This window comes from Desulfuromusa kysingii, assembly GCF_900107645.1.
In the GTDB taxonomy this organism is placed as follows: Bacteria; Desulfobacterota; Desulfuromonadia; order Desulfuromonadales; family Geopsychrobacteraceae; genus Desulfuromusa; species Desulfuromusa kysingii.
Map to the genome: position 1 here is coordinate 19,908 of NZ_FNQN01000007.1, position 22,285 is coordinate 42,192.

A 22,285-nucleotide genomic window follows, 5' to 3' on the forward strand; every position below is an offset into this window, starting at 1 on the left:
GCATCCTGACATTGGTTGTTTATTAGATTACATGAGCTGAAATGCCACTAAAACACCTCCATAATCAATTGTTCAGGGCAAATACGCAAGATTATTGTTTTCCCACTTTCGTTTGTTGACAAAATAAGATAGAAAGCTCCCACAAAGATCGCAGCCCCCTTGTCTCCAGTGACAAAACAATATATGATTATTCGAATGTATTAGATCAACTCAGGTGGAGGTCAATGTTATGCCAATCTATGAATACCGTTGTGAACATTGCGGACAAACAGTTGAAAAAATCCAACGAAAGCCCGTCGCGCAAGTCCCTTGCCCTGCGTGTGGAAAAATCGCAACCCGATCCGTTTCTTTAACTTCAGCAGCCTCTTCTAGCGGTGGTGGTACCTGTAGCGCCCCAGCTGGTAGCGGATTTACCTGAGGTTAACAAAAGGATAGAGTCTCTATCCAAAAGGTTATCACATTCAGATGAACCTTATAACTCATAGTAAAAGGACAAAGGAGAGTAGTAAAGATGTTATCGATTACAGACACTGCACGTGACAAATTAAAAGAACTGATGAAAGAGCATTCCGGAAAGTATCTACGCGTCGTATTTGAAGGCTTTGGCTGAGGTGGCCCCAGCTTGGGCTTGACTCTGGATGAGTTAAAAAGTGATGAAAAAATTTATACCATTAACGAAATAGAGATCCTCATTGACAACACCGTTCTTCCTCACACCAAAGAGAACCAGATTGACTTCATCAGTAATACCTATGGGCAAGGCTTTTCCATTGCTCCGGTAACAGGAAGTAGCTGTTCAAGTAGTGGCTGTAGCGGTTGCTAGACCTTTTTTGACAAAGCATAAAAAAGGGCCTCGCAACACAAGAAGCGAGGCCCTTTAACCGATAAAGACTCTTCTCACCTGACTACAATAGATTCCACTTACTCAATAATTTAAGAGAACCAACGTAAGATGCAACAATGAGAATCAACCATAAAAATAACGGAATCATAATTTACTCCTGTTTAATAGCTTTTCTTATCAGTTACTAACTCTTCTAGCGTCAATTTCTTGCTGTCCATCTGTCTCCAGAACCAAATAATATAGGCAAGGACAACGGGAACCAGCAACGCGACATAACTCATCACCGTCAACGTATAATGGCTACTTGAAGCATTATAGATCGTCAGGCTACTCGCCAAATCAATTTTAGATGGATAAAAAGCGGTGTTGTTATAACCGGCGACAAAGAATATCGCCAGACACGTCATCACAGTCCCTAAACCTGCTGGCCAAATACCTCGCACAGATGCAGTAAAACGGTTCAGAGTCACGCCATAGACAACTAACACAAGACCGGCTAGAAGCAGAATCAGGTTCAGGGGCATCTGGATCAAGTTATAAAAATACTTATTTGCTTCCAGAGTCACAGTGTTATCAACCGGATTCACCGCGTAACCATCCATCATCACAAGACGGATCAACACATAAATGAGAAAAGGGAGTGCACAAAGAAGATTATTAAAAGAAGATATTTTCAACTTTGCAACGAGACTTTCGTGATCAAGATTGTTGGTTAGATACAAGGCCCCCAAGGTTCTCGCCAAAAAGACCATGAACAATCCAAAGCTGAGATTAAAAAAACTGAAGGCCGCTTCCAAGCCACGCAGAACATGCTGCCACTGCACCAGGTTGTATTCATTCAGGGTAAAATTAGAACCAGTAAAAAAGGTGCCAACGGCGGCACCGATCAGCAGAATACCAACGGAGCCATTGACAAACAAAAAAGCGTCAAAAATCCCTTTGCCAAGAAAATTATTGGGTTTACGGCGATATTCATAGCTGACGGCCTGAATGATAAAGGTAAACAAAATCAGAATCCAGACCCAGTAAGCCCCACCAAAGCTAGTGGCATAAAACAGTGGAAAGGCCGCAAAAAGAGCCCCACCAAAAAGGACCAGAGTGGTAAATGTGAGTTCCCATTTACGCCCCAGAGAGTTCACCACCAGAACCTTCTCATCTTCTGTCAGACCGAGAGTTGAAAGGAGGGTTTGACCACCCTGGACAAAGGTCAAGAACACGAACAAGGACCCGACCAGTGTCGTAATAAACCACCATAATTGTTGCAAAACAGATAAGTCTAAACTGCCAAACATAATCAATCTCCTTCCGGACCAATAGAAATTTGCTTGGCCATTATTTTGAGCTCGGCGATCAGCAAAGCAGAAAACAGAATAAGGAACATAAAGAAGGTCACTTCGACGGTTCCAGAATCAAGGTTAGATCTGGCGACGGTGACAGGCAGTAAACCCTGAATGGCCCAAGGTTGCCGTCCGACTTCCGTGACAATCCAACCTGCTTGTTGAGCGATAAGACCAAGGAAGAAAGTGAACATCCCAAGCTTCAATAACAACGGTTGCTTCAGCAACTGATCTTTATACAGAAAGTAGAGATAAACCATAAAAACGAGGATAAAGAATGTCCCCAATCCCACCATGACTCTAAAAGCATAGAAAATAATCGGCACATAGGGGACTGCTTGTTCAGCGTAGTCCAAATATCCATAACCAAGATAGTCACTATTTTCGTCAAACAGAGACAGCGCCTTACCTGCGGCAAGTTGATCGCCAGAGGTCTTGGCCGCTTTGTAGTCGCCAAGTCCCGCAACGGCGAGTTTGCCACGCACCATTTTCTCTTCGACCCCCATAACGTTTTCAGCTTCGTTACCATAAACCAGATCATTGATGCCGGGGACAAAGCTATTAATTTCACGGTTAGCTAACAATGACAAAACCATGGGGACCTTGACTTGAAAAATAAAGGAATCCTCATCATCCCCGGGAGCCTTACTCATATTCAATAAACCGGCTGCAACCAACCCGGCAGAGCGCTCGCCATCGTAAAGTCCTTCCATCGCGGCTAACTTCATCGGCTGGACATTAGCAGCGTGGTAAGCATGCTCATCACCCGTGTAAGCCACAAACAGAGAGGCGAGCAAACCAAAGGTACAGGCAACCGTCAAAGAACGCTTCGCAAACAGAAGGTGCCGTTTTCTCAGCAAATACCAACTGGAAACCGCAACAACAAACAATGACGCATACAAAAAGCCAGAACTGGTGACATGGACAAAGTGACTGATTGCGACAGGAGAGAAGACCAGAGCGCCAAAATCAACCATCTCAAAACGTGCCAAATCCGGATTGAATTTCATTCCGACCGGATGTTGCATCCAGCCGTTGGCGATCAGAATCCAGACAGCGGAAAGATTGGAGCCAACGGCCACCATCCAGGTCGCAAACAGGTGAGCTTTTTTTGAAACCCGATTCCAACCGAAAAACATAACAGCAAAAAAAGTCGCTTCAAGGAAAAATGCTGCAATCCCTTCGATCGCCAGTGGAGCGCCAAAAATATCGCCAACCATCCAGGAATAATTTGACCAGTTGGTGCCAAATTCAAACTCCAGAATGATACCGGTCGCAACCCCGATAGCAAAGTTAATACCAAATAAAGTCATCCAGAAACGGGTTAATCTCCTCCACTGCTCATCCCCGGTTTTCACATAAATAGATTCGAAAAATGCGCAGAGGAAAGAGAGGCCAAGCGTCAAAGGCACAAAAAGCCAATGATACATGGCGGTTAAAGCAAACGTGGCTCTCGCCCAGTTCACCATAGTCAAATCGACCTGTTCAATCACGTTCTACCTCCTATCCTTATTGTTGTGGTCAGGGTTACCCCAAAAAATATTTACTGAGTACTCGATGCAGGTTGAGTCAGATTATTCAACACATGATCTGCTCGTTCCGCATCCGTATCAAAGTTTGTTGCCAGGAAATCAGGAAAAAAGAAAAGTTTAAGAATAGCAAACATGATGAACAACTTTATGAGGATGATTTTCCACAGTGTCCGCCCAACAACCATCGAGCGAAAACCGTCGTAGTAAAAATTAAAAACATTTTTAATCATTATCTCAGCACCAATAACGTATGCAAAACAGGCCTCATATATATAACCATTGCGGTGATATTTACACCCAACATCAAATAAGAGTCAAGGACAATTATACCAGCAAGTATGATATATTCAATTTTCTAAAGATTTGTAATTGTTGATCATTTATAAAAAGATGTTAAAAATAATGTTGACTAAAAAGGTCGGATAAGCCACTCTTATTGCGATAACTACGGAGCTTGCATTGCAGGAGACGAAGGTTAAACGATCAACGTAATCAAATTAGAATTTTCCTCAACTGACTGTTTACCTATGCCACAAAAACAGAAATTAAATATGACAACTTTCTTACCAACCTGTCGCGCAGAAATGGTGGCAAAGGGATGGCAAGAGTTAGATATCCTGTTTATCAGCGGAGATGCATACATTGATCATCCAGCTTTCGGAACAGCACTATTAGCTCGACTTCTGGAGAGTTATGGCTTTCGTGTTGGTATCCTCGCGCAGCCCGACTGGAAAACCCCTGAAGCGTTCACCGTAATGGGACGGCCACGCCTATTTGCAGCCATCGCAGCCGGAGCCATGGACTCAATGGTGAATCACTATACAGCGGCCAAAAAACTTCGACACAATGACGCCTACACCCCCGGCGGAGTCGCAGGTAAGCGACCTAATCGAGCCGTCATCGCCTATACCGCCGCGGTCAAAGGGGCATTCAAAGGCTTACCAACGGTCATAGGCGGGATTGAAGCCAGCTTGCGACGGTTGGCACATTACGACTACTGGTCCGACAAAGTCAGAAGATCTATTCTGGTTGATAGCAAGGCGGATTTACTTCTTTATGGTATGGCGGAGACATCACTGCTGGAAATCGCGCAACGCTTAAAAGCAGGTGAATCGATTGACACTTTACAAGATATTAGAGGGACAGCTTTTGTCACCAAAGAGCCGCAAGACAATCCCCTCCCCCTCCCGTCATTTGAGCTAGTCTCTGAATCGCCCGATGCCTACAATCTGGCTTTTAAGCTCGCCAGTGAACAGGTCAATCCCTTTTCTGCCAAACCACTGGCGCAACAACATGGCATCCGAACTGTTATTATCAATCCGCCATCGTTGCCACTTTCAACCGAAAAGCTGGATCAAACCTACGATCTGCCCTTTCAGCGTCATCCCCACCCCAGTTATAGCCAGGAGATCCCCGCTTTTGAGCAGATCCGCACCTCTGTCACCAGTCATCGCGGCTGTTTTGGTGGCTGCGCCTTTTGTGCTATCACCCATCATCAAGGCAAAATTATTCAATCCCGTTCTGAACGCTCGATCCTACGGGAAATTGACACTATCTGTTCACAAGACGATTTTCGCGGCACCATTAGCGACGTCGGCGGCCCGACAGCCAACATGTACGGTCTGCATTGTAGCCATCCCATGGTGGAGAAAAGTTGCAAACGGGCAAGCTGTCTGTTCCCCGATGTGTGCAAAAATCTGATCACCGATGACCAACCCGCAACCAGACTACTCAAAAAGATACGTCAACACAAAAAGGTGAAACATACTTTTGTTGCTTCAGGGATTCGTTACGACCTACTACCAATGCAGAAACATTACTTTACAGACCTCATCCAGCATCATGTTGGTGGCTTACTCAAAGTTGCCCCCGAATCAACCAGCGACAAAGTTACCCAGGTCATGCGCAAACCTGGCGCCAGCGTATTCACCAACTTTCTTGATCAATTCCGCCAAAAAAGTCGTGAACTCGGATTACGCCAGGGGATTGTCCCCTACCTGATCAGCAGCCACCCGGGCTGTACGGTCAATGACATGATCGATGTCGCCCTCTACCTGAAGAAACACCAACTTAAAGTTGAACAGGTTCAGGATTTCACCCCCACACCGGGAAGCCTCTCCACTTGCATCTACCATACGGGCAAAGATCCATTCAGCGGACAGAAAATCCACATTCCACGTACAACAAAAGAGAGGCGTCTGCAAAAGGCTCTTTTACTTTGGCATCTACCAGAAAACCGACCGAACATACTTGAAGCATTGAAGCTTTGTGGGCGAGAAAAAGATTCAGGCATTCTCTTTGAGACAATCGTACGAAAAAAACACAGACATAAGAAATCAACGCAAAAAAGGTAAGACACGGCCTCGTTAGAGTGATAACAATTCGACTCAAGAACTGTCTAACTTAATGCGATGAAGAACTTGATAGGGACCTTGAAGATCTCTGGTTTCATATTGAGCGAAGACCAGTTCATTGGCTGTAAACTCAATATCATTTGAGCTGAGTGCAGAAAATTTCTTTACCATAGCGGCTGTTTTATAGGCTTTATTATAGAATCCCAGAGTGACGTGTGGAGTGTAGCGATCCGTGTCATATTCGGCTGAGATTTGATTCAAACATGCACGGATGGAATCCAATTTCCCCAGAGGGTCACGAACTGAAAGATAAGGACAAGCAGCAAAGCTATTACACCCAGACAACTGTAAAGAAAAGGATTCAAAATGGTTTTTCTCTATCTGGTCGACCTGCTGTGTCATTAAATCTTGATGGAAATGATGATCAGCAAGCAAGCCTGACGTGACCAAAGTCATATGCGGTTGACGCCTATAACAGGGATGTAATTTACCGGAGAGGTACTCCTGATACGCTCTGATTTTATCCTGGCAAGCCGGATCTGATATTTCAATCGCCCAGAATCCAAAGTACTTAATCCCCTTGTGCCACTCTGAAAAATCAAGCAGCTCTGTCGGGAAGGTTGTCTCAAAATTTAAAAAATCGGCAAACATGGGAATCCGTCAAACTCTTCTGGCAAAGGGGAAGTTATGATCAACACTGGGCTCGTATGGTGTCGCTAAATGTTGATCGAGCGCGTTTCACTGTATTCGAAAGACATCTTACCGATTTTTTGCTATGGAGACTATTCTTCTGTTCGTTTTTACTTCAACTGTAGATTTTCCCCCTTCTGTTTGATGTCGTCGGAATGGAGCAGTTGAGTTCTAATCAAAGAAAACCAGCGGGTCTCGTCCCGCCAGACGAGTGGCTTTTCTATCACGACATAGAAAAGTCACCAAAAGAGGTCACCCCAATCCCCGCGCCTGCCAAGGCAGGTTCCTTCCACTACACAAACCAGCGATGCGCTCGCAAAACTCGGGACTTGCAGCCCCTCAAACATTCCTCGCTTATTTCATCGCCGGTTTGCTCCGCTCCAGCGCGGGGATCAGGGGGGGGGAAGAGTAGACGTTTTGTCGTCAATTCCCGTGTGACGCAGCCGCAATGGAGCAGCTGGTTTGAGATTAGAGCGGCAAATGTTTGAGGGCGACAGCCCGAGTTTTTGCCGCTCCTCAAAGCAGCTGTGAAATGGAGGGAACTCGCAGGGCAAGGAGGTCGGGTGCCCTTTTTTGCTGACTTTTTTGTGGCACGACAAAAAAGTCAGGCGTCGAGCGGGGCCGCAACCCCGCGACCTTGCTCTTTTGACTTACAATCAAAGAGAACCAGCCATTTTACTAACAAACAACTTTATATTACACCACAAATCATTCATCAAAACGCGAGGCAACGAAGAGTTCACAAACAAAACGCAAATAAAGGACAAATGTTGTATTTACCGCCATACCTACTTAACTTTTAGTAATATTTTTTACCCTAAATAAAATTTCACTTGACAATATAGCCTATTTTTTGTTTGTTTGCGTTAGTAAACCAGCGTTTTAGTTATGCTCTATCTACTTTTAATCAAGCTTTAACGTCACTTAAGTTTAGTTCAGATTTGAAGCTCGTCCGGCCAAAGCCACTAACACCGACAGGTCGGATAAAATTTAATTTTTTTTGTAAAGGGATGCCCATATGTCAAAAACCAAAATTAAGCCCTCATTGCAAAATCCTCTCGCAACAGCGGAAGAAGTTGAGTTTAACATTCCGGGCGAAATCGCAGGGAAGACTGGTGCTTACGAAGAGGTCATGAAGGAAGGCTATGAACTGACCCAACGACCCATCAAATCGGTGGCGGTTGGCCAGATTGAAAAGCAACACTTCAAAAAACGAATGACGGTTTGGGAACGGATTAAAGTTCTCACGGATAATGACCCGAACATTCTGTTCCAGAACTGGGGAAAGAATTTAGACGGTGCATCACTGGTAACAGGAATTTTGAATATTGGCGGTCGCGATGTCGCCCTTTACGGTCATGACTTCACTGTTCGCGCTGGTTCAATCGATGCGACCAATGGTCAAAAACTGGCCCGACTGATGTACATGGCTGGGGAAAAAGGGATTCCGCTGATCGGCATGAATGACTCTGCCGGGGCGTTTGTCCCTGCGGGTGTTGGTGGACTCGACGGTTATGCTGAGGCTTTTACCGCTCTGCGTAAGATCAGTGGAGTGGTCCCAACGGTGATGTGCATGTTCGGATTCAACGCTGGTGGCGGTTCCTACCTGCCGAGGCAGGGAAGTTTTGTCATCCAACCCGAAGAAACTTTCTTCGGCTTAACCGGCCCCGGTGTTGTTAAATCGGTTCTGGGTGAGGACATCACGCCAGAGGACTTAGGTGGGCCAAAGGTGCATGCCGCGACAGGTGTGACCGATCTGACGGTCGCTGATGAAACTGCAGCGCTGCGGACAGCAGTCCGTCTTATCAGCTATATTCCCGACAACAACCATACAATGGCCCCCTTCCTGGAAACAAGTGATCCCATTGATCGCAAGACGTGGGAAATCAACACTTTGCTGAAAAAAGCATTCAATTCTCCGACGGGATTTAATACCCCCTTTGATGTCTCCATCATCATCCAGCAAATCTGTGACCACGGCGATTATTTTGAGATGCAACCAACCCGGGCTCGTGAAGCCATCACCGCTTTTGGTCGCTTAGGGGGCAACGTTGTCGGCTTTGTCGCTAACAATTCTGCGGTTTCCTCAGGGCAAATTGATTGTGATTCTGCAGTAAAGATTGCCCGCTTCGTCCGCTTCTGTAACATCTACAATATTCCTCTGATTTTCATGGAGGATACGACCGGTTTCTTGCCGGGCCGAGAACAGGAAGCGCGTGGCATCGTCCAAGCTGGGCGGACGATGCTAGATTCAATTGTTGATGTCCGGACCCCGAGAATTCTGTTGATACTCCGCAATGCCTACGGCGGCGCCTACGCTTCTTATAATAATTACCCAACAGGGGCTGATCTGGTTCTCGCTCTACCAACAACCCGCCTTGCCGTTATGGGCCCAGCAGGAAAAGAATTTGTCTATAAATCTGAACTGCGTAAGGTACGTGGAGCGGTTAAACAGCGCATAGCAGCGAATATTCTGGAACGGACGAAAGCAGGGATGGATGGTCTCGATGCAAAAAAAGACGCCGAAAAGGAAGCCGCTGAATGGCTGAAACTAGAAGAAGCAGCCCTGAACCAACGCTATGAAAAAGAGTTAATGAACCCCAAAGAAGGTCTGGCCCTGGGCTCGATCTCCTCACTGGTCATGCCAACAGACCTGCGTAAGGTCCTTGGCGAAAACCTCAACTTCTTCTTGCGTCACTACAAGCCATCAGCATGGCAAAGTGTACAGCGTGAATTCCATTAATTGTTGAGGACTGAAATATATTACATTTATATTTTCAACCACATAGAAAGTGGAGATTAAAACTATGACCCAGAAAACAGACTTCTATAACAATAATCCTTTGATCCATAAAGACCGCCGTCTAGGACAATCCCCATCAGCGTGGGTGCGCTCTTTCTCCTGTGAGGACCTTTGTCCACTGATTGTTTGCCGCGGCCCTATCCGCAAAGAGGCGATGGATGTTTACACGGAGATGGGGATCACTCATTTCGGCATCTTACTTTCTGAAAAAGATTCGATTGTTTACCCCAATGCTCTTTCTCCAGAGTTGCGACAATTAACCGATACTCGCCGTGTCCACAGGGTTCCTGACTATAGTGGTGCTTCAAAAGAAGAGCGGCTTGAACGAATCCAACAAATCATTGATATCGCTCTCGACAACGGCTACAACGCAGTCTTTTCCGGCTACGGATTCATGGCCGAAGATGATGAATTTGTTGCTGCTCTGGAAAACGCCGGCCTACTCTTTATCGGCCCGTGCTCTCGCACTCAGCAGGCAGCTGGTAAAAAAGATGAAGCCAAGCGGACAGCTCTCCAGGTTAATGTTTCTGTCACTCCAGGCATTGATAATGTCACCGCCCGAACCTTACTCAAAAAGCATAAAACCTTTGATCAGTTAGTGGCCTTAGCAAAAGCTGAAGATCTGAAGATTGACAAAAAAGTCCTCAACAACAAGAAAATTCCTCTGGAAGATCTTGCGGACATGATCCTCTTTGCCTCATACGACAAAGGAATTGATCTTTTTTCCATTGAAGAACTCTGTGTTCAAATCGAACAAGAGTGTGCCGAGATGTTCAGAAATTACCCTGGAGCACGCATTCGCCTCAAAGCGATCGGCGGCGGAGGAGGAAAAGGACAACGCATTCTTGGAGCCTCTTTATTGACCTCAAAGAATCCCTCAGACAAACAGATACACGAAGCTGCAGCAGATGCCCCTGGACTCGTGCGAGAGATCTTAAACGAGGTTAAAACCAACGGCATCGGTGACAACAAAAATATTTTGATCGAACTCAATATCGAACAAACACGCCATAATGAGATCCAGCTACTCGGAAACGGTCAATGGAGTATTGCTTTAGGTGGGCGTGATTGTTCATTGCAGATGCACGAACAAAAACTACTGGAAACATCAGTGACCCAAGAAGGTCTGCAACGGGAGATAGAAAAAGCGAAGCAAGCAAAACTGAAAGAACAACAGCAGGCGCTGGAAGCGGATCTTGAAGTCCTGAAACGGATGGAAGCTGAATCCGAACGCTTTGGTGAAGCCGTCGGTCTTGATTCGGCATCGACCTTTGAATGCATCGTTGACGGCAATCGCCACTATTTCATGGAAGTCAACACTCGAATTCAGGTTGAACACCGGGTGACCGAGCTGGTTTACAGTCTCAAGTTCGTAAACCCAGAAGATGAGAATGATTTTTTCATCGTTGAATCGTTGGTCGAAGCGATGGCCTTGCTGGCACAACACAAACAACGGCTCCCACGTCCAGTACGGATTCCACGCTTTGGTGCCGGAGCTGAAGCACGCCTGAACGCAACAGACTGTTCCTTATCACCGAGTGCCGGGGGATACATCCATTACTGGTCAAAACCGATTGAAGGCGAAATTCGCGATGATCAGGGGATTTGCACATTAAACCCCGACACTAACCACTTTATGAACTACCACCTTGCTGGTGCCTATGATTCCAACATAGCGCTGCTCTTGACCAAAGGTGAAGACCGCGAAAGCAGCTACCATAAGCTATCAGAAGTGTTGCGTAGCACGGTCCTTCGTGGCAGCAATCTGGCAACCAATCTAGAATTCCACTATGGTCTGGTCAACTGGTTTATTGGCAACAATATCATGGCGAAGCCAACCACCCGCTTTGTTGTCCCTTACCTGACACTAGTTGGAAAGCTCAAGGAAGAGGCGCAAAAGATAGAAATTGTCTATGCCTTTATGGTCATGAAAAAGAACTACGCCAAACTCTACGCGGGGAATCCTGAGGCGGCAAATGCAGTTTCTGAGACCCTCGATCGCAAAGGAACATTATTAACTCGCCCCATCGAAATTCTCCTAAATGATCCCCATTTACTGTCAGGATGGTTAAGTCTCAATCGAACCAAATTCAAATTTGAAAATAACCGCATAGTCTGGATCTGCAATCCGTTAATCATCCTTGAAGAAACCTACGAATATCTCCATATGACCTGGAGAGACCAAGCCCCGTCAACAGAGATCATTTGGACCCATGACCGGGATTTGCTCAACGATGCCCTAGCCTTTTATGCCGAGCTACAAGAAAAGTTTGCGATCAGCAAAAAAGACTATATCCAGCTCAATGACATCCTCCTCAACGACACTCCACAGGGAGGCTATGACGCAGACACCTGGGCAAAAATCCAAGAAGCTCATGTCGGCTATGAGATCGGCAATGAACTTCTTGGCCTGCTTTGTATGATCGCTGAAAAAACCAATTTCTATGATTTTAAAGTTGAAGAGAACCTTGAGGTGACAATCCCTGAATATCTTCATGATGCGGAACTACAGGCGGCAATGAAGAAAGTTCTAGTGCCACCTCCAGCGACTAAAGCTGATGAAGTTGTCACTCCGGGAGGCGGGATGTATTATGCGCAGGAAGCACCAGGATTACCTCCCTTTGTCACGGAAGGAATGCACTTTGACAAAGGGCAACCTCTGTTTATTCTGGAAGTCATGAAAATGTTTAACAAGGTTCCAGCGCCCTTTGCCGGAACAATTGATAAAATTATCATTGAGGGTGGCGACGGCACTATCGTTAAGAAAGGTCAGCCTCTCTTTAAGGTCACACCTGATGAAAAGTTTGTTGAAATTGATCCGAAAAAACTCGCAATACAGAGGCAAACCATAACCAAAGAGTATCTAAAAGCTATTTTATAGAGACATCTTAAGTTCGTAAATAAAAACGGGGCTCCAAAACATCGGAGCCCCGTTAACTTACAATGCAACAAACCAACTAACGTCCACCACCTGAGCCACCTGAATCACCTGAATCACCTGAGTTGGAATTTGATTGTTGCTGTTGACTAGATTTTGATATCTCTAAAGCGCGTCTAAAATTCAATTTCTGTTCGGCTGACATTTTTTGCCATTCAGCTTTGATTTGTGCTTTAGTCTTCGCAGGCAAACGATGAAATTGGTATTGAACTGCACGTAACTGTCTCTTTTTATCTGCGGACAATTGATTGAAAAGCTCAAACCTGCTCTTAGCTTTTTGTTGTTGCCGTGGAGATAAGTTTTTCCACATTTCCAATTGTTGTCTGGCTTGTGTCTGTTGAGTCGGAGTCATTGATAGCCACTTATCCACCCCTTTCAGAAGTCGCTGTTGCTTGTCAGCAGATAAGTCATCCCAACTATTAACATAGCTCCCTAGCAATTCTTGTTGTTGCTGATTCAATTCTGAAAAACCACTTGCCCATAACGAAGAAGTCAGTAACAAGAAAATCAACAAGAATGCAAACAATTGTTTCGCGTGCAAAAGAAATTTATTCTTCATCTGTTACCTCTGTTTGAGCGCTCTCCAAGTTTGCGTCATCCATGGATAAGAGCTGAAAGGGATTGATCCAACCTTCATCTTCATCCTCGAATGTTCCAAGAAACTCGATCAATTCCAGACTGGGCAAGTTTTTTTCTTCCCCCTCTCCAGCCATCAGGGAGTTGGGAATGAGTATTAGCAGGCACAGGAACAGCTTCATCAATAAGCGTAGGATCACTTTCCATGATTTCTGAAAGCCACTCATAAAATTCAATATCTTCAGCATAAAATTCAAGAGATTCCTCAGCTGTTAATAGGTCCAAATCAGTGAAATCGGGTGAAGTCAATGGTCCCCGATGTCCCTGAGGAAAGTTAAATAGCACAATAAAGAGTAAAGATGCAGCCATAAAGACGCTGCCCCAAAATGGTCTCCAGTGTTTTTCAGATTCAACAGAGGATAATGCCCGATACTTCAGACGACCTAACTTGGTATCAATGCCTACACCTAAATCATTAAGAGAATGGTCTAAGACTTTACAAATATTTTCCTGAAACTTATTATTCTTATCATTCATAGCCAATGCTCCCCAAGTTTTTTCTTCAGCTTCTCTGTCGCCCTGAAATAGTGAGTTTTGATAGTCCCCTCAGAACATTTCATGGCCAAGGCAGTTTCACCAACGCTCAAGCCTTCCCATGCACGCAGTAGAAACACTTGCTGTTGTTTCAAAGACAGCTTTTTCAACTCTTGCTGTAAATAAGTGAACATTTGCTGGTTTGCAGTTTCATGTTCTGGAGTTCGGTTCACAGGGTCAGGAAACTGTTCCAACGGCTCAGCATCAGCGTCTTCAAAATCTCTCTTCAGCCACATTCGCCACCGAGAACGAACAGACTGCTTACGATAAAAGTCACGGATTTTATTTTGCAGGATTTTGTAAAAAAGAACCTTCCACTCTTCTTCCGGCTTGTCCCGATATTTAGCGACAAACTTACACATGGAATCCTGAACAAGATCAAGAGCATCGTCCTGATTACTGCAGGCAAAAAGAGCCATTCGATAAGCTTGACGCTCTATGGATTTAAAAAAAAATTCCATTTAATATCTATTGACCCTTCATCTAGTGACTAAAATGACTAGAATGGAATGATTATTTTCAATATCTTACATCAGGTAAAACGGTTTGACAGGTAAACCGTTGACAAAAAAAATGGGTTGCCCAAATAGGCAACCCACTTTTTACCAACATGCATAAATAGATATCAGGCTTTTGCAGCCCAGAGCCCATGGAGGTTACAGTATGCACGGGCTGTAACCGCTGTTGCCGAGACATTGAATGTTGCTTCAGCAGGTTCACCAGCTTGCAGATATTGACGGTAAACTTTGTCATCTACCAAAATTTCAATCCACTCAATGTAGTGTTCGGCTATCATCGGGTGAGCGACATCACCAACTTTGACAGTGACAGTACCATTTGCCATTGTAATCACGGGGACATGTTTCTCCGTTGCGGCATCGGTAGTATTTTCTGTCATTTGGACCATATTCTTACCACAGCAAACCAATGCTCCGGCACCTTCGTGGGTCACTTCAACTATATTCCCGCAGATTTCACATTTGTAAACTTCTAAACGATTGGGCATTTTTGCTCTCCTTTTATAAGGGTTATAACGTTGTGCGTGATACACCTCTCAAATATTACCTATCCAGTAACAATAGCACCATTTTGCATAATTTCAAGAACTGAAATCATTTGCATTAATTTTACTGACCGGACCTAAAAAATTTCATATACTGACGATATATAAGGTTGACTCTCTACCCTTCAGGTGAGGCCAGAACGTCCACTCGGAATAGCAAAACCTTCGGGATCGTCTTAGGAATCCGGTGTGCAAACCCACATTTTCAGTGGGGAGCCTGATGGATTTACAGCCGAACCCACCTCATTGACACTCGATGTGAGGCCAATGGCCCACGGAAGTGGTGGAGAGTTTTACCAGCATAAGTATGAGTCCGGCAAAAGCTGGACTCTTTTATTATATTCACCAAAACGGTAGCTAGAAATCAATTTGCTGTGCTACTTTCAAACTTTATTTTCTTTTACCCTACGGAGGGAAAAATTGGCAGAGTTACCGGAAAACAGCGGTGATTATAAGCAGCTACAGGTTGATGATAAGATCATTATTCTCGTTGGTACCGCTCACATCTCACAAGATTCGGTTGATACCGTCATCCGTACAATTGACGAAGTCGTTCCAGATACAGTCTGTGTCGAACTTGATAGACAACGTTACCAATCGCTGATTAACAAGAAAGGGTGGGAATCACTCAACCTTAAAGAAGTGATCAAAAAGAAGCAGATCCCCTTTCTGCTCACCAATCTAGCACTGTCCTCGTACCAAAAACGGATGGGCCTACATACAGGAGTCAAACCGGGTGCTGAGTTGGCGGCGGCAGCCCAAACAGCAGAAGAACGGGGCATGATCGTCGAACTGGTTGATCGTAACATCCGCACCACACTTCTGCGTGTCTGGAGAAAAACCGGTTTTTGGAATAAGATGAAGGTCGTCGCATCACTGTTTGGCAGTATGTTCGAAAAACAGGAATTAGATGAGCAGGAGCTGGCAAAACTCCGCGAAAGCGATACCTTGTCAAGCATGCTCGATGAGATGGGAAAATTATTACCTTCGGTCAAACAAATCCTGGTTGATGAGCGGGACACCTACATGGCCTATCACATCCGTAATGCACCCGGAGAGAGGGTTCTTGCGGTTGTAGGTGCGGCACATCTACCCGGAATCATGCGTTTATTACAAGGGGAAGAGATCAGCCCTGAGACGATCGCGGATATATCCATCGTTCCACCAAAAACAACTTTCTCTAAACTCATCCCCTGGCTGATTCCGGGGATTGTCATTATCTTGTTTATCGGCGGATTTTTTTTTGGTAATCGAGACCAGCTGGCCAACGTCGCAACGGCCTGGATCCTCGCTAATGGTCTTTTCTCTGCGTTGGGGACATTATTAGCCTTGGGTCACCCCGCAACTGTGCTCAGCGCTTTTGTCGCAGCGCCGATCACATCACTCAATCCAACGATTGGTGCTGGCTTTGTGACCGGCCTGGTACAATCCTTTGTTGCAGCACCCACTGTCCGCGACATGGAACATGTTGGCGAGGATTTGATGACATTCAAGGGCTGGTGGCAAAATCGATTAGCCAGAGTTCTACTCGTCTTTCTATTTTCATCCATCGGCTCATCCATCGGAACCTTTGTGGCTCTGGGTTGGTTAAAGAACCTATTCTAATCAGCTCATTTAACAGGAGATACCGTCTTGAGTGGCTCATATCGCCGACAACAATTTTTTCTAAAATCATCTCTGCAGGGGAATACCCTTGTTCAAACCCTCATCTATGCCAATCTCATCCTTTTCACCCTGATGGTTTTACACGGCACAATTCTTGGCCTCGGCATGCAGGCCATCATGAACCCTCCACCACGATTGTTGGTTCATTGGGGGGCACAATATTGGCCGTTGGTTCTGGACCACAGTGAATGGTGGCGTTGTATCACCTATGCATTTACTCACGGTGGTCTGATTCACGTGGGATTTAATATGGTTGTTCTTTACCAGGTTGGTCCCCTTCTGGAGGCTGAACTTGGCTGGCATCGTCTGTTCACCGTTTATACTTTTGCAACGATTATCGCCACTGTGGCTGGTCTATTCTGGCATCCTGTCACTGTCGTCGTTGGTGCATCCGGGGCAATCTTTGGCTTGATTGGATTTTCTATCAGCTATTATCACCGTGTCGGAGGCGGCATTGGTCTACAACGACGCAATTTCATGCTACAATGGGCTCTGATGGCATTTGTTTTCGGGATTATTGTTGGTGCTGATAATGCCGCCCACCTTGGAGGTGCAATCGCAGGTGCGGCGCTTGGCTGGTTTATGCCTATCAATATTCGTGATCAACGCAAGACAGAGAAGCTTTTTAAGACCATTGCCATTGTTTGCGTCCTGATTACGGTTGTCAGCATTGCATTTATTCCTGCCTCCTGGCTGATCAATTAAAAGGAAGAGGAGATGGCAAGAGACAAAGTCCCAGCAACTCAGGCGATCAGGCTATTAAAAAAACATAAGGTGAAATTCACCCCGAAACCTTATAAATATGAAGACAAGGGCGGCACTCGAGCGAGTGCACGTGAATTACATATTGATGAACATCAGGTGATCAAGACCTTGATCATGGAAGATGATCAACAACACCCCCTTATTATCCTCATGCATGGTGATTGTGAAGTTTCTTTGAAACACCTGGCAAGGCAGTTAAACGTCAAAAAAATCACCCCTTGTACCAAAGAGAAAGCGGATGCATTAACAGGTTATCAAACCGGCGGCATCTCCCCTTTTGGCACGCGCCAGCAGCTCCCTGTATATATGGAGGAGACCATCGCTGATTTGGAAAAACTCTCCATCAACGGCGGCCGGCGCGGGCTTCTGGTTGAACTAGCCCCCAGAGATCTTATCAGCGTCCTTAATCCAACCCTTGTCTCTGTCGCCATCTAAGCATCATGGATGAATCACAAATTCAAGCAGCAGCAGAGACTATCCGCAACGCCAAAGCGATGATCATTACCGCGGGTGCGGGAATGGGTATTGACTCTGGATTACCAGACTTTCGTGGCGATCAGGGTTTCTGGAATGCCTACCCGATGTATGCACAGCTCGGACTTAGTTTTGTGCAAGCTGCGAATCCAGATCATTTTGAGACCGACCCTCATTTTGGTTGGGGATTCTATGGCCATCGCACCAATATCTACCGGGATACGGTCCCTCACGCAGGCTTCAGAATTCTACAGGAGTGGATCACAAAATTTGGACACAACGCCTTTGTCGTCACATCCAACGTGGATGGGCAATTCCAAAAGGCAGGCTTTGCAGACGATCAGATTTTTGAGGTTCATGGCTCAATCCATTATCTGCAATGCACCGCTCCGTGTACAGGTAACATCTGGATAAATGACGGTAGTTTCACTATTGATGAGTCCACCATGCGCTCAAGGGATGTTCCCAAGTGCCCACGATGTCAACGGATAGCAAGACCCAACATTCTGATGTTTGGTGATTACTCCTGGGTTTCCAAGCGTTCAGACAGGCAAGAAAGACACTTTAACGAGTTCATATATCTGAACAAGAATGTCCCTATGGTTGTTATTGAAATAGGGGCAGGATCAGCGATTCCGACCATCCGCCACCTCAGCGAGAACCTAGGGCATAAACAAAAAACCAGAGTTATCAGGATTAACCCACGTGAACCACAAATTCAAGCGCCACATTATTCTTTTGCTGCTGGTGCTGTCGAGATTCTAAGCCGAATCAACAACGTCTTGAGATTCCCTCCAGATTGTAAAAATGGCTAGTATATTCGTGCATATTTAAAACTCAGGTGCGTTATCCGGTTTCCAGAATAAGGTTCAGGATGATCCATCCTCGGTATTGAGTTATCAGCATATATAGCTACCTGTAGAAAATCATTACTTATTGACAAAACTCAAACACAATGTGACTATACCAACAATGTTAGAATATATTATTATCAATTTTCAATTAACATCTAAAGGGCAGATTCATGGCTAGAAAAAAAATGGGGGAAATATTGCTTGAGGGTGATGTTATCTCTCAAGACCAATTAGAACAAGCGCTCCTCCGGCAAAAAGGGTCTAGAAAGCCCTTGGGAAAAATTCTTGAAGATATGCAAGTCATCCTCGAAGAGGATATCGCAAAAGCCCTTTCGACTCAATTCAACTTCCCCTATGTCAAAAATTTTACCCGGCACCGATTTTCTCAGCAAGTTCTGGATAAGATCGATACAGAAACGGCTCTGACTCATCTGGTCTTCCCTTTAAAGGTCGAAAAAAAGACTCTTTACCTGGCCATGTCAAATCCATTGGACATGTCTCTTCAAAGTGATTTGGCCTTTAAGCTGGCAATGCGCATCTCACCTTGTGTCGCAACTCCCGATGAGATCAAATCGGCAATAAAGAAACACTACTTAACTGAGGTTCCTGCAACCCAAAATGATACTTCTGTCAACATCCTGCTGGTCGATAGTCAAGAGATAGTACTGCATGCAGCAGAAGCAGCACTGAAAAGAGAAGGGTTCACGATTTTTACAGCCCCAAATGGTGCAGAAGGTCTCAAGATTGCTTCCCAACTACATCCTCATCTCATTATCACCGATGTCGTCATGCCACGGATGAATGGCATTGAAATGTTTAAAGCATTACAGGCCAACGGGGAGATTGACGACATCCCTGTCATTGCTCTGTCTGCAAAAACCGCAGCGGAAGATGAATATAAACTTCTTGAAATGGGATTCTTTGATTTTATCGCCAAACCCGTCAATCCGATCCGTCTCCTTGCACGGGTTAAACGGGCACTGAGAGGTCTTGAGCACAAATAAAGACAATACAAATAGACAACGGCTCAATGTTTTTTTAAACATTTGACCCAATTTCAACCTAGATCTGCTGGCACAACAGCGGGTAGGATCTCTCTTAATCCCCTGCCTTCTGGCGACAGAAAACGGCCCAGATCAAGACCAAATCAGGTCCAGAAAAACTGCTCATTTTTTATGCAAAGAGGAAAAAGTAGGGAAACTTGGGGCCTCAATTCGGTAATTTGTTAGTTATACACAGCGCTATCCACAGCAATTGTTTACAGCCTCCTAAATACTCTTGAGCTCGTTTCCTTATCTAATGATTTCAAATAGTTAAAACCCACAAACAAAAAAGATAGAGATTAACTCAGGGCGCAGTCAGTGGTATCTCCGGTCAATTTATCCAGAGCATGTTGCAAAACGGGTAACAACACCTCAAAGTTCTCCTTGACCGACCTTGGACTCCCCGGAAGGTTAACAATCAATGTCTGGTGTCGGACCCCGACGATGGCACGTGAAAGCATTGCCCGGTCAGTTATTTTCATACTTGCAGCCCGCATCGCTTCTGCCATACCTGGAACCTGATAGTCAATTACTGCCAGTGTCGCCTGAGGAGTCACGTCACGCGGACTGAGTCCCGTCCCGCCTGTCGTTAAAATCAAATCTAAGCCAAGATCATCGACCCAACTGCTCAACATCATCATGATCTTATCCTGATCATCAGCAATAATCTGATAGCGTAAGACCTTGCCTATGCCTGAAACCATCTCCTTCAACAGAGGACCACTTTCATCTTCACGCTCACCACAAGCCCCTTTATCAGAAAGGGTCAGGATTCCAACTTGATAAGGTTTTGTTTCCATAACCTCTCCTTCATGTTATTACCGTTTTTTGGCAATCAACATCCGCCTGGCATTATTGACAATGGCCTGCCCGACCTCTCGGCTTTTGGACAGTTCTCGAATATCTTTTTCGGACAAAAAAGTCATGTAGCGCATCGCCGTCTGCAATGGGGTTCTCGGATGGACGACTAACGCCTTTTTCATCTCATAGAGTTTGACCCAATCACGATTCAACAAAATAATCCGAATCAGCTCATCGCTACTACTGCGATTTTTTGCGACAGCAATAACTTCCCCTTCAGAAATTCGGGGGTTATTCAAGACCGCTGTATTGACCTGTTTATTCGATTCACGGATGAGTAACGTGCGCCACTCTTTGTCCCCGGTCAAAGCCATTTTAATTTTATCAGCAACTGACATCTCCTGCAGCTCCTGATACTTAGTAAGAGACTCCTCTTCGAGATCTTCGTCTGAGTTGGTCTCAGCATCTTCTTCAGAATCCGCCTCGGACACAGAACCCTTTTCCTCATCAGGCTCCGGTTCAGGTTCCGGTTCAGGTTCCGGCTCTGGTTCAACCCAGCCAAGCCGCTGCTTTGTGGCTTTATCTGCATGGACATTATTGATGATTGCGGTTCGCAGAGAGTCTGTCTTACGCAGATTTTCATCATTGTGTGCCAACATATCCAAGACATCACCAGAACTGTTCTCCGCAAGAAACAGAAGGGTTTTGATTCCTATCATCCGGTGTGCCAACGCCGCCTGCATAACGACAGAGTCCTGATAACGCAGCCTGACAATGAAATCAATGATGGCAGGATGGAGTTCGGGTTGACTGAGGGCGCCTAATAAAATCTGTGCCGGTAACATTTGTAAAGTACTTAAAGACTCTTCTTTAAGTTCTTTATTCTCACCATTATAGAAAACAAACAGAACCGTCACCAGATGATGTCCTGACATTGGTAACGCACCACGAGCAGCGGCCAAACGGACATTATGCCCACCCCACTTACTCATAATCTTGGCAACTTCAGCTGGAATGACAATCTGAACTGTTGACGTATTTTTTTTCTTACCCGTCAAATCGACCTCAATTCTTCTTTAAAACCTGTGTTTGCAGTCCATAACTGGAGATATGCGTCGCAACTTCACGGGCAGTAGCTTCATCAGCCTGAAGCGCAAGCAGCATGGTACCGTCCATTGGAATCAAGCTATCAGCAAATGATACGTTGATGTTTTTCGCTGCCAAATCCGCCTGCAATCGCTGCGCACGCTCTTGTTGGTGAAATGAGCCCGCATAGACAGCCATGCCGTTACCAGAGGGCAAAATAAATGCTGATTCAACCACTTTCCGTAACTCAGCGAGACGTTGACGGGCTTCCTCAGGAGGGTAAATTCCATCCAGAAGGCGAATCATCGGCACCTCCCCACGCCCTTTTTTTTCTTCCGGTTTCAAACCTAATTCCTGCAGTTGTCTGATTGCCTGTTCCAGCTCATGAGTATTGAGCAGCGGGCCAACGATGACAGTAAACAGCGGCAAATCATTCATAGCGGTTGAGTCCGCGACTGGCGTCGTCTCTTGCTGTGCATCACTCACAGCAGGATCTTCAACCGGTATGCCAACAGGAAGAACTGCTTCAGGACGGACAGGAACCGGAATTTTAGGTGAATTATAGAGGAGCTTTGGCTCAGATTGAGGCTCCTGAGAGCGCGACACAAACAGGTAATAATATCCCGCCCCAAAAACAAAAATACAAAATAATAAACCAAGCAGCAGACTTAAATATCCCCGATTCTGACTCCCAACAGCCCTGACTTCCCGAACACTAATATGCTCTACAACCGGAACATGGTCTAGATTATCGAGAAGAAGGGACTCCAGACTTTCATTCTTCTCCTGAGCTTGCGCCGCAGCCGATTTGTTGTCCGATGTTGAGACATCCTGCCCATCCGCTACCATAGTCCAGACTCCTGTAT

Annotated in this window: 21 protein-coding genes and 1 other RNA gene; 11 read left to right on the forward strand and 11 right to left on the reverse strand. The window is 45.5% G+C overall.

All coding sequences use genetic code 11. The features are described 5' to 3' along the window. Nucleotides 1-229 precede the first annotated feature (229 nt). Both BLU87_RS11620 and BLU87_RS17875 read left to right on the forward strand, forming a co-directional pair. Nucleotides 230-418, forward strand: a complete 189-nt coding sequence (locus BLU87_RS11620; protein ID WP_092348574.1) for an FmdB family zinc ribbon protein — start codon at nt 230-232, stop codon at nt 416-418. A 93-nt stretch (nt 419-511) separates the two neighbouring features. After that, the gene (locus BLU87_RS17875; protein ID WP_332925388.1) at nt 512-823 is read left to right on the forward strand and encodes a HesB-like selenoprotein; all 312 of its coding nucleotides are present in this window, start codon (nt 512-514) and stop codon (nt 821-823) included. Nucleotides 824-1,005: 182 nt separating this feature from the next. On the opposite strand, the gene cydB is transcribed toward BLU87_RS17875, so the two are convergent. The 3 genes from cydB to BLU87_RS11640 are packed head-to-tail and all read right to left on the reverse strand — an operon-like array spanning nt 1,006 to nt 3,943. Continuing rightward, a complete protein-coding gene (gene cydB, locus BLU87_RS11630) occupies nt 1,006-2,136 on the reverse strand; it encodes a cytochrome d ubiquinol oxidase subunit II (protein WP_092348580.1) in 1,131 nt (376 codons plus the stop codon). 2 nt (nt 2,137-2,138) lie between these two features. Then, nucleotides 2,139-3,674: a cytochrome ubiquinol oxidase subunit I gene (locus BLU87_RS11635; protein WP_217637504.1), complete on the reverse strand. Its 1,536-nt coding sequence runs from the start codon at nt 3,672-3,674 to the stop codon at nt 2,139-2,141. 50 nt (nt 3,675-3,724) lie between these two features. Beyond that, the gene (locus tag BLU87_RS11640; RefSeq protein WP_092348583.1) at nt 3,725-3,943 is read right to left on the reverse strand and encodes a DUF4492 domain-containing protein; all 219 of its coding nucleotides are present in this window, start codon (nt 3,941-3,943) and stop codon (nt 3,725-3,727) included. 321 nt (nt 3,944-4,264) lie between these two features. On the opposite strand from BLU87_RS11640, the gene BLU87_RS11645 reads away from it, so the two are divergent. Continuing rightward, nucleotides 4,265-6,067, forward strand: coding sequence for a YgiQ family radical SAM protein (locus BLU87_RS11645; protein ID WP_245706475.1), 1,803 nt, complete (start codon nt 4,265-4,267; stop codon nt 6,065-6,067). A gap of 33 nt (nt 6,068-6,100) precedes the next feature. Here the strand turns inward: BLU87_RS11645 and BLU87_RS11650 are convergent, their stop codons facing one another. After that, nucleotides 6,101-6,718: a 2'-5' RNA ligase family protein gene (locus BLU87_RS11650; RefSeq protein ID WP_092348589.1), complete on the reverse strand. Its 618-nt coding sequence runs from the start codon at nt 6,716-6,718 to the stop codon at nt 6,101-6,103. A gap of 1,057 nt (nt 6,719-7,775) precedes the next feature. Between BLU87_RS11650 and BLU87_RS11655 the strand changes: the two genes are divergently transcribed. Together BLU87_RS11655 and BLU87_RS11660 are read left to right on the forward strand one after the other, a co-directional pair. Further along, nucleotides 7,776-9,500, forward strand: coding sequence for an acyl-CoA carboxylase subunit beta (locus tag BLU87_RS11655; protein ID WP_092348592.1), 1,725 nt, complete (start codon nt 7,776-7,778; stop codon nt 9,498-9,500). A 64-nt stretch (nt 9,501-9,564) separates the two neighbouring features. Further along, on the forward strand, nt 9,565-12,441 hold the full coding sequence (locus BLU87_RS11660) for a biotin/lipoyl-containing protein (RefSeq protein ID WP_092348595.1): 2,877 nt from the start codon (nt 9,565-9,567) through the stop codon (nt 12,439-12,441). A gap of 76 nt (nt 12,442-12,517) precedes the next feature. Here the strand turns inward: BLU87_RS11660 and BLU87_RS11665 are convergent, their stop codons facing one another. The 4 genes from BLU87_RS11665 to BLU87_RS11680 form a co-directional block, all read right to left on the reverse strand. Continuing rightward, nucleotides 12,518-13,057 carry a DUF3106 domain-containing protein gene (locus BLU87_RS11665; RefSeq protein WP_092348598.1) on the reverse strand — a complete coding sequence of 180 codons (540 nt, stop codon included), beginning with the start codon at nt 13,055-13,057 and terminating at the stop codon, nt 12,518-12,520. Nucleotides 13,058-13,137: 80 nt separating this feature from the next. Further along, nucleotides 13,138-13,611, reverse strand: a complete 474-nt coding sequence (locus tag BLU87_RS11670; RefSeq protein WP_092348601.1) for a hypothetical protein — start codon at nt 13,609-13,611, stop codon at nt 13,138-13,140. After that, nucleotides 13,608-14,129, reverse strand: a complete 522-nt coding sequence (locus tag BLU87_RS11675; protein ID WP_092348604.1) for an RNA polymerase sigma factor — start codon at nt 14,127-14,129, stop codon at nt 13,608-13,610. Before BLU87_RS11675 ends, BLU87_RS11670 begins: the two co-directional genes overlap by 4 nt. A gap of 164 nt (nt 14,130-14,293) precedes the next feature. Then, nucleotides 14,294-14,674: a desulfoferrodoxin gene (locus BLU87_RS11680; RefSeq protein ID WP_092348607.1), complete on the reverse strand. Its 381-nt coding sequence runs from the start codon at nt 14,672-14,674 to the stop codon at nt 14,294-14,296. 169 nt (nt 14,675-14,843) lie between these two features. On the opposite strand from BLU87_RS11680, the gene ssrS reads away from it, so the two are divergent. From ssrS to BLU87_RS11710, 6 genes are all read left to right on the forward strand, one after another. Continuing rightward, nucleotides 14,844-15,025: non-coding RNA, 6S RNA (ssrS, locus tag BLU87_RS11685), on the forward strand. A 126-nt stretch (nt 15,026-15,151) separates the two neighbouring features. Beyond that, entirely contained in the window at nt 15,152-16,336 is a 1,185-nt protein-coding gene (locus BLU87_RS11690; RefSeq protein WP_092348610.1) for a TraB/GumN family protein, read from the forward strand. Nucleotides 16,337-16,363: 27 nt separating this feature from the next. Then, nucleotides 16,364-17,101: a rhomboid family intramembrane serine protease gene (locus BLU87_RS11695; RefSeq protein ID WP_092348613.1), complete on the forward strand. Its 738-nt coding sequence runs from the start codon at nt 16,364-16,366 to the stop codon at nt 17,099-17,101. A 12-nt stretch (nt 17,102-17,113) separates the two neighbouring features. Further along, nucleotides 17,114-17,596: a Cys-tRNA(Pro) deacylase gene (ybaK, locus tag BLU87_RS11700; protein ID WP_092348616.1), complete on the forward strand. Its 483-nt coding sequence runs from the start codon at nt 17,114-17,116 to the stop codon at nt 17,594-17,596. Between the two features lie 5 nt (nt 17,597-17,601). Then, nucleotides 17,602-18,450, forward strand: coding sequence for an SIR2 family NAD-dependent protein deacylase (locus tag BLU87_RS11705; protein ID WP_092348620.1), 849 nt, complete (start codon nt 17,602-17,604; stop codon nt 18,448-18,450). A 209-nt stretch (nt 18,451-18,659) separates the two neighbouring features. Then, a complete protein-coding gene (locus BLU87_RS11710) occupies nt 18,660-19,493 on the forward strand; it encodes a response regulator (protein WP_092348623.1) in 834 nt (277 codons plus the stop codon). Nucleotides 19,494-19,831: 338 nt separating this feature from the next. Here BLU87_RS11710 and BLU87_RS11715 read toward each other — a convergent pair whose 3' ends face one another. From BLU87_RS11715 to BLU87_RS11725, 3 genes are read right to left on the reverse strand one after another with little or no spacing between them, the layout of a single operon-like run. Continuing rightward, a complete protein-coding gene (locus BLU87_RS11715; RefSeq protein WP_092348626.1) occupies nt 19,832-20,332 on the reverse strand; it encodes a MogA/MoaB family molybdenum cofactor biosynthesis protein in 501 nt (166 codons plus the stop codon). Between the two features lie 18 nt (nt 20,333-20,350). Beyond that, entirely contained in the window at nt 20,351-21,391 is a 1,041-nt protein-coding gene (locus tag BLU87_RS11720; protein ID WP_092348629.1) for a hypothetical protein, read from the reverse strand. 7 nt (nt 21,392-21,398) lie between these two features. Continuing rightward, nucleotides 21,399-22,268: an SPOR domain-containing protein gene (locus tag BLU87_RS11725; protein WP_092348632.1), complete on the reverse strand. Its 870-nt coding sequence runs from the start codon at nt 22,266-22,268 to the stop codon at nt 21,399-21,401. Nucleotides 22,269-22,285: the final 17 nt, after the last annotated feature.

Coding starts and splice junctions, on each gene's coding strand:
- cydB (WP_092348580.1), bottom strand. CDS start 2,136: ATGTTTGGCAGTTTAGACTTATCTGTTTTGCAACAATTATGGTGGTTT.
- BLU87_RS11680 (WP_092348607.1), bottom strand. CDS start 14,674: ATGCCCAATCGTTTAGAAGTTTACAAATGTGAAATCTGCGGGAATATA.
- BLU87_RS11650 (WP_092348589.1), bottom strand. CDS start 6,718: ATGTTTGCCGATTTTTTAAATTTTGAGACAACCTTCCCGACAGAGCTG.
- BLU87_RS11640 (WP_092348583.1), bottom strand. CDS start 3,943: ATGATTAAAAATGTTTTTAATTTTTACTACGACGGTTTTCGCTCGATG.
- BLU87_RS11660 (WP_092348595.1), top strand. CDS start 9,565: ATGACCCAGAAAACAGACTTCTATAACAATAATCCTTTGATCCATAAA.
- BLU87_RS11705 (WP_092348620.1), top strand. CDS start 17,602: ATGGATGAATCACAAATTCAAGCAGCAGCAGAGACTATCCGCAACGCC.
- BLU87_RS11670 (WP_092348601.1), bottom strand. CDS start 13,611: ATGAATGATAAGAATAATAAGTTTCAGGAAAATATTTGTAAAGTCTTA.
- BLU87_RS11715 (WP_092348626.1), bottom strand. CDS start 20,332: ATGGAAACAAAACCTTATCAAGTTGGAATCCTGACCCTTTCTGATAAA.
- BLU87_RS11665 (WP_092348598.1), bottom strand. CDS start 13,057: ATGAAGAATAAATTTCTTTTGCACGCGAAACAATTGTTTGCATTCTTG.
- BLU87_RS11655 (WP_092348592.1), top strand. CDS start 7,776: ATGTCAAAAACCAAAATTAAGCCCTCATTGCAAAATCCTCTCGCAACA.
- BLU87_RS11620 (WP_092348574.1), top strand. CDS start 230: ATGCCAATCTATGAATACCGTTGTGAACATTGCGGACAAACAGTTGAA.
- BLU87_RS11725 (WP_092348632.1), bottom strand. CDS start 22,268: ATGGTAGCGGATGGGCAGGATGTCTCAACATCGGACAACAAATCGGCT.
- BLU87_RS11710 (WP_092348623.1), top strand. CDS start 18,660: ATGGCTAGAAAAAAAATGGGGGAAATATTGCTTGAGGGTGATGTTATC.
- BLU87_RS11675 (WP_092348604.1), bottom strand. CDS start 14,129: ATGGAATTTTTTTTTAAATCCATAGAGCGTCAAGCTTATCGAATGGCT.
- ybaK (WP_092348616.1), top strand. CDS start 17,114: ATGGCAAGAGACAAAGTCCCAGCAACTCAGGCGATCAGGCTATTAAAA.
- BLU87_RS11645 (WP_245706475.1), top strand. CDS start 4,265: ATGACAACTTTCTTACCAACCTGTCGCGCAGAAATGGTGGCAAAGGGA.